Annotated in this window: 6 protein-coding genes and 1 pseudogene; all 7 read left to right on the top strand. The window is 71.3% G+C overall.

The window, feature by feature from the left end; all coding sequences use genetic code 11:
* A pseudogene (locus tag P409_RS39300) lies at positions 1-193 on the top strand (heme ABC exporter ATP-binding protein CcmA); the annotation flags it as partial.
* Positions 190-855 carry a heme exporter protein CcmB gene (ccmB, locus tag P409_RS27145; protein WP_034845746.1) on the top strand — a complete coding sequence of 222 codons (666 nt, stop codon included), beginning with the start codon at positions 190-192 and terminating at the stop codon, positions 853-855. The pseudogene P409_RS39300 and the gene ccmB, both read left to right, overlap by 4 nt.
* Positions 856-993: 138 nt before the next feature.
* Positions 994-1,410, top strand: coding sequence for an SET domain-containing protein (locus P409_RS27140; protein WP_034845744.1), 417 nt, complete (start codon positions 994-996; stop codon positions 1,408-1,410).
* A 60-nt stretch (positions 1,411-1,470) separates the two neighbouring features.
* Positions 1,471-2,232: a heme ABC transporter permease gene (locus P409_RS27135; protein ID WP_034845742.1), complete on the top strand. Its 762-nt coding sequence runs from the start codon at positions 1,471-1,473 to the stop codon at positions 2,230-2,232.
* Positions 2,233-2,237: 5 nt separating this feature from the next.
* On the top strand, positions 2,238-2,408 hold the full coding sequence (ccmD, locus tag P409_RS27130; RefSeq protein ID WP_152613564.1) for a heme exporter protein CcmD: 171 nt from the start codon (positions 2,238-2,240) through the stop codon (positions 2,406-2,408).
* Positions 2,405-2,890 (top strand): cytochrome c maturation protein CcmE, encoded by a 486-nt coding sequence (ccmE, locus tag P409_RS27125; RefSeq protein ID WP_034845738.1) that lies wholly within the window; start codon positions 2,405-2,407, stop codon positions 2,888-2,890. Before ccmD ends, ccmE begins: the two co-directional genes overlap by 4 nt.
* The coding region (locus P409_RS27120; protein ID WP_034845736.1) for a heme lyase CcmF/NrfE family subunit at positions 2,887-4,708 on the top strand (1,822 nt) is incomplete at its 3' end. The genes ccmE and P409_RS27120, both read left to right, overlap by 4 nt.

Raw genomic sequence — 4,708 nt, 5'->3', positions numbered from 1 at the left:
TGCCGCTTTGTGGCTGCTGGACGAGCCGACCCTCGGCCTCGACGTCGCCTCGGTGGCGCGGCTGGAGGGGCGCATTGCCCGGCACCGCGCCGCCGGCGGGCTGGTGATGCTGGCGACGCATGTGCCGCTGGCGCTCGACGGCGCGCGCGGCCTGGCGCTGCAGGAGTACGCGGCGGAGGAGCTGCCGCTGTGAGCGCCTTCCTCGCTTTGCTGTCGCGCGACCTGCGCCTGGCCCTGCGCTCCGGCGGCGACGTCGCCGCCGTGCTGGCCTTCTTCGTCATCACCGTGGTGCTGTTCCCGCTCGGCGTGGGGCCGGAGCTGGCGCTGCTCGGCCGGATCGCCGCCGGCGTGGTCTGGGTCGCGGCGCTGCTGGCGACCTTGCTGGCGCTCGACCGGCTGTTCGCCCAGGACTACGAGGACGGGTCGCTCGACCTGCTGATGCTGTCGCCGCTGCCGCTGGAGGCCGCGGTGCTGGCCAAGGCGCTGGCGCATTGGCTGCTGACGGGGCTGCCGCTGATCCTGCTGTCGCCGCTGATGGCGGCGATGCTGGGGCTGCAGGCGGCGTCCTGGCCGGTGCTGGCGCTGTCGCTGCTGCTCGGCACGCCCTGCCTCAGCCTGATTGGCGCGGTCGGCTCTGCCCTGACCCTCGGCGCCCGGCGCGGCGGGGCGCTGCTGGCACTGCTGATCCTGCCGCTCTTCGTCCCGGTGCTGATCTTCGGCGCGGCGGCGGTGGAGGCGGTAGCGACCGGCCTGACCGCCCGGCCACACCTGCTGCTGCTCGGCGGCTGCCTCGCCGCCGCCCTGCCCCTGGCCCCGATCGCCGCGGCGGCGGCGATCCGGCAGGCGCAGTCTTAGGGCTCTCTCTCGCTGGGTCGAGCCCGGTAACGACAGGAAGGAGGGGGCGTCCCTCACGATCTCTCGCCTCTCGGCCCTTCGTCCTGGATGACGCGGGGGCCGGGCTCGCGTAATGCTTGGGGAAAAGGAACCCGGCCGATGCTTCTCGTCCCCACGACCGTCGGTCCCAGCCGGATTCAAGGGCTGGGCCTGCTCGCCGCCGAACCGATCGCCGCCGGCACCGAGGTGTGGCGCTGGCATCCCGTGTTCGATGTCTTCGTGCCCGACGCCCAGGTCGCGGCCCTGCCGGAGACCGCGCGCGACTTCCTCGAGCGCTATGCCTATCCGGCGCCGGAGCTGCCGGGCGGCCTGTCGCTGAACCTCGACGATGCCCGCTTCATGAACCACAGCGACGACCCGACGCTGGAGACGGTGGGCGAGGTCTGCGTCGCCCGGCGCGACATCGCGGCGGGGGAGGAGCTGACCTGCGACTACGGCGCCTTCCACCCCGAGCTGCGCGACGCCATCCGGGCGTCGGGCGCTTCGGCCGGCGGCCCCGCGGGGCGCGGCAATTGAACCGCCGACAGGCGATCTAGCTTTGTCTATTGTGGATCCAACGACCGCCACGCCACGCCCATGCATCGCTTCGCCAACCCGGCCCGCTTCCTGCGCCTGAGCGCCGCCCTGCGGCCCTGGGTCCTAGGAGTCGCCCTGCTGACCCTCGGCGCCGGCCTGTGGTTCGCCCTGTTCGATTCGCCGCCGGACTACCAGCAGGGCGAGACGGTGCGGATCATGTACATCCATGTGCCCTCGGCCTGGATGGCGATGATGGTCTACACCACCATGGCCGTGGCCTCGGCCGTCGGGCTGGTGTGGAAGCATCCGGTGGCCGAGCTCTACACCAAGGCGGCGGCGCCGCTCGGCGCAGGCTTCACCGCGCTGTGCCTGCTGACCGGCTCGCTCTGGGGCCAGCCGATGTGGGGCACCTGGTGGGTGTGGGACGCGCGGCTGACCAGCGTGCTGATCCTGTTCTTCATCTATCTCGGTTATATCGTGCTGGTCTCCGCCTTCGACGACCCGCAGCGCGGCCTGAAGGCCGGTGCGGTCCTGACCCTGGTCGGCGCCGTCAACCTGCCGATCATCAAATTCTCGGTCGACTGGTGGAACACGCTGCACCAGCCGGCCTCGGTGATGAAGCTGGGCGGCTCCACCCTCGATGGCTCGATGCTGCTGCCGCTGCTGCTGATGGCGGTGGCCTTCACCGCGCTGTTCGTCTGGCTGGTGCTGCTGCGCACCGAAACCGAGATCGCCGAGCGGCGGATCCGCGCCCTGCGCCTGGCCACCGCCATGGCCGCGCGGCGCGGCGAGGCCCCCGGGCTGGAGCAGCCGGTCGGATGACGGGCGTGGCCGAGTTCCTCGCGATGGGCGGCTATGCCGCCTATGTCTGGACCGCCTACGGCGCGGCCGTGGTGGTGCTGGTCGGGCTGGTCGCCGCCACCCTGGCGCGGCGGCGCAGCAGCCGGCGCAGCCTCGAGGCGCTGGAGCAGCTGCGCGGCCGGGGGAGACGGGCATGACCCGCAAGCGCCGCCGCCTGATGCTGCTGGGCCTCGCCGCCCTCGGCCTCGGCACCGCCTCGGCCCTGGCCCTGACCGCCTTCCAGGACAACCTGCTGTTCTTCTACAGCCCGACCGAGCTGCATGACGGCAAGGTGGCGGAAGGGCAGCGTTTCCGCCTCGGCGGGCTGGTGGTGCAGGGGTCGCTGCACCGCCTGCCGGACGGGCGGACCATCACCTTCACCGTCACCGACACAGCCTATGACGTGCCGGTGCGCTATGCCGGCATCGTCCCCGACCTGTTCCGCGAGGGCCAGGGCGTGGTGGCGCATGGTCGGGTCGAGGGCGACGGCACCTTCGTCGCTGACGAGCTGCTGGCCAAGCACGACGAGAAATACATGCCGCCCGAAGTCGCCAAGGCGCTGCAGGACGCCGGCCATCCGGGCGCGCCGGGGGCCTCCGGCAAGCCCGCCCTGTCCTCCGGCACGGTGGCCGCCCAATGATCCCCGAGATCGGCCATTACGCGCTGGTGCTGGCGCTGGTCCTGGCCCTGGTGCAGTCGACCCTGCCGCTGTGGGGCGCCGCCAAGCGCCATCCCGGGCTGATGGCGGTCGCCGAGCCGGCGGCGACGCTGCAGCTGGCCGCCATCGGCATCGCCTTCGCGGCGCTGACCTGGGCCTATGTCGTCTCCGACTTTTCGGTGGCGCTGGTGGCGAACAACAGTCTCTCCACCAAGCCGATGCTCTACAAGATCACCGGCGTCTGGGGGAACCATGAGGGCTCGATGCTGCTCTGGGTCCTTATCCTGGCCTTGTTCGGCGCCGCGGTGGCGCTGTTCGGCGGCACCCTGCCGCCGACGCTGAAGGCCCGGGTGCTGGCAGTGCAGGGCATGATCGGCGTCGGCTTCCTGGCCTTCATCATCCTGACCTCGAACCCGTTCCTGCGGTTCGACCCGGCGCCGATCGACGGCCGGGACATGAACCCGCTGCTGCAGGACCCCGGCCTGGCCTTCCACCCGCCCTTCCTCTATCTCGGCTATGTCGGCTTCTCGATGGCCTTCTCCTTCGCCGTCGCGGCGCTGATCGAGGGCCGAGTCGACCCCGCCTGGGCGCGCTGGGTGCGGCCCTGGACGCTGGCCGCCTGGTCGTTCCTGACCGTCGGCATCGCGCTCGGCTCCTATTGGGCCTATTACGAGCTGGGCTGGGGCGGCTGGTGGTTCTGGGATCCGGTCGAGAACGCGTCGCTGATGCCCTGGCTGTCCGGCACCGCGCTCCTGCATTCCGCTTTGGTGGTCGAGAAGCGCGACGCGCTGAAGAGCTGGACCGTCCTGCTGGCCATCCTCACCTTCGGGCTCAGCCTGGTCGGCACCTTCCTGGTGCGATCCGGCATCATCACCTCGGTGCACGCCTTCGCGGTGGATCCGGAACGTGGGGTGTTCATCCTGCTGCTGCTGGCGGTCACCGTCGGCGGCGCCTTCACCCTCTACGCCCTGCGCGCGCCGCGGCTGAAGCTGGGCGGCGTTTTCGCCCCGATCAGCCGGGAAGGGGCGCTTGTGCTGAACAACCTCTTGATCTGCACCGCCACGCTGACCGTGTTCTTCGGCACCCTCTACCCGCTGCTCGACAAGACCGTGTCGGTTGGCAAGCCATACTACCAGCTCACCTTCGTGCCGCTGATGACGCCGGTGGTGGTGGTGATGGTGGTCGCGCCGCTGATGGCCTGGAAGCGCGGCGACCTGCCGGGCGTGCTCGGCCGGCTGAAATTCGCCGCCGCCGGTGCGGTGGTCGTCGCCCTCGCGGCGCTGTGGCTGCAGGGCGGCGGGCCGGTGCTGGCGCTGCTCGGCATCGCCTTCGGCGCCTGGGTCGTGCTCGGCGCGATCACCGAGATCGCCGAGCGGGTGCGCCTATTCCGGATCCCGCTGCGCGACAGCCTGTCCCGCGCCATCGGCCTGCCGCGCAGCGCCTGGGGCACCGCCTTCGCCCATGCCGGGCTCGGCATCGCGCTCTTGGGCATGATCGGCTCCAGCTACTGGTCGACCGAGCGGCTGGTGCTGGCGAAGCCGGGCGACCGCATCGACCTCGCCGCCGGCTACGCGGTCGAGTTCGACGGCGTCACGGCGCAGCAGGGGCCGAACTACCAGACCAGCCTGGGCGACCTGAAGCTGCTGCGCGACGGCGCCTTCGTCACCGACATGGCGCCCGAGAAGCGCTTCTACCCGGTGGCGCAGATGCCGACCAGCGAGGTGGCGATCCACACCACCCTGACCGGCGACGTCTATGTCGCCCTGGGCGAGCCGCAGGCGGATGGAAGCTGGAGCCTGC

The sequence above is a fragment of the Inquilinus limosus MP06 genome (assembly GCF_000767795.1).
Lineage (GTDB): Bacteria > Pseudomonadota > Alphaproteobacteria > DSM-16000 > Inquilinaceae > Inquilinus > Inquilinus limosus_E.
The sequence above is the reverse complement of the archived record's forward strand: the minus strand, read 5'-3'. Positions and strand labels throughout refer to the sequence as shown.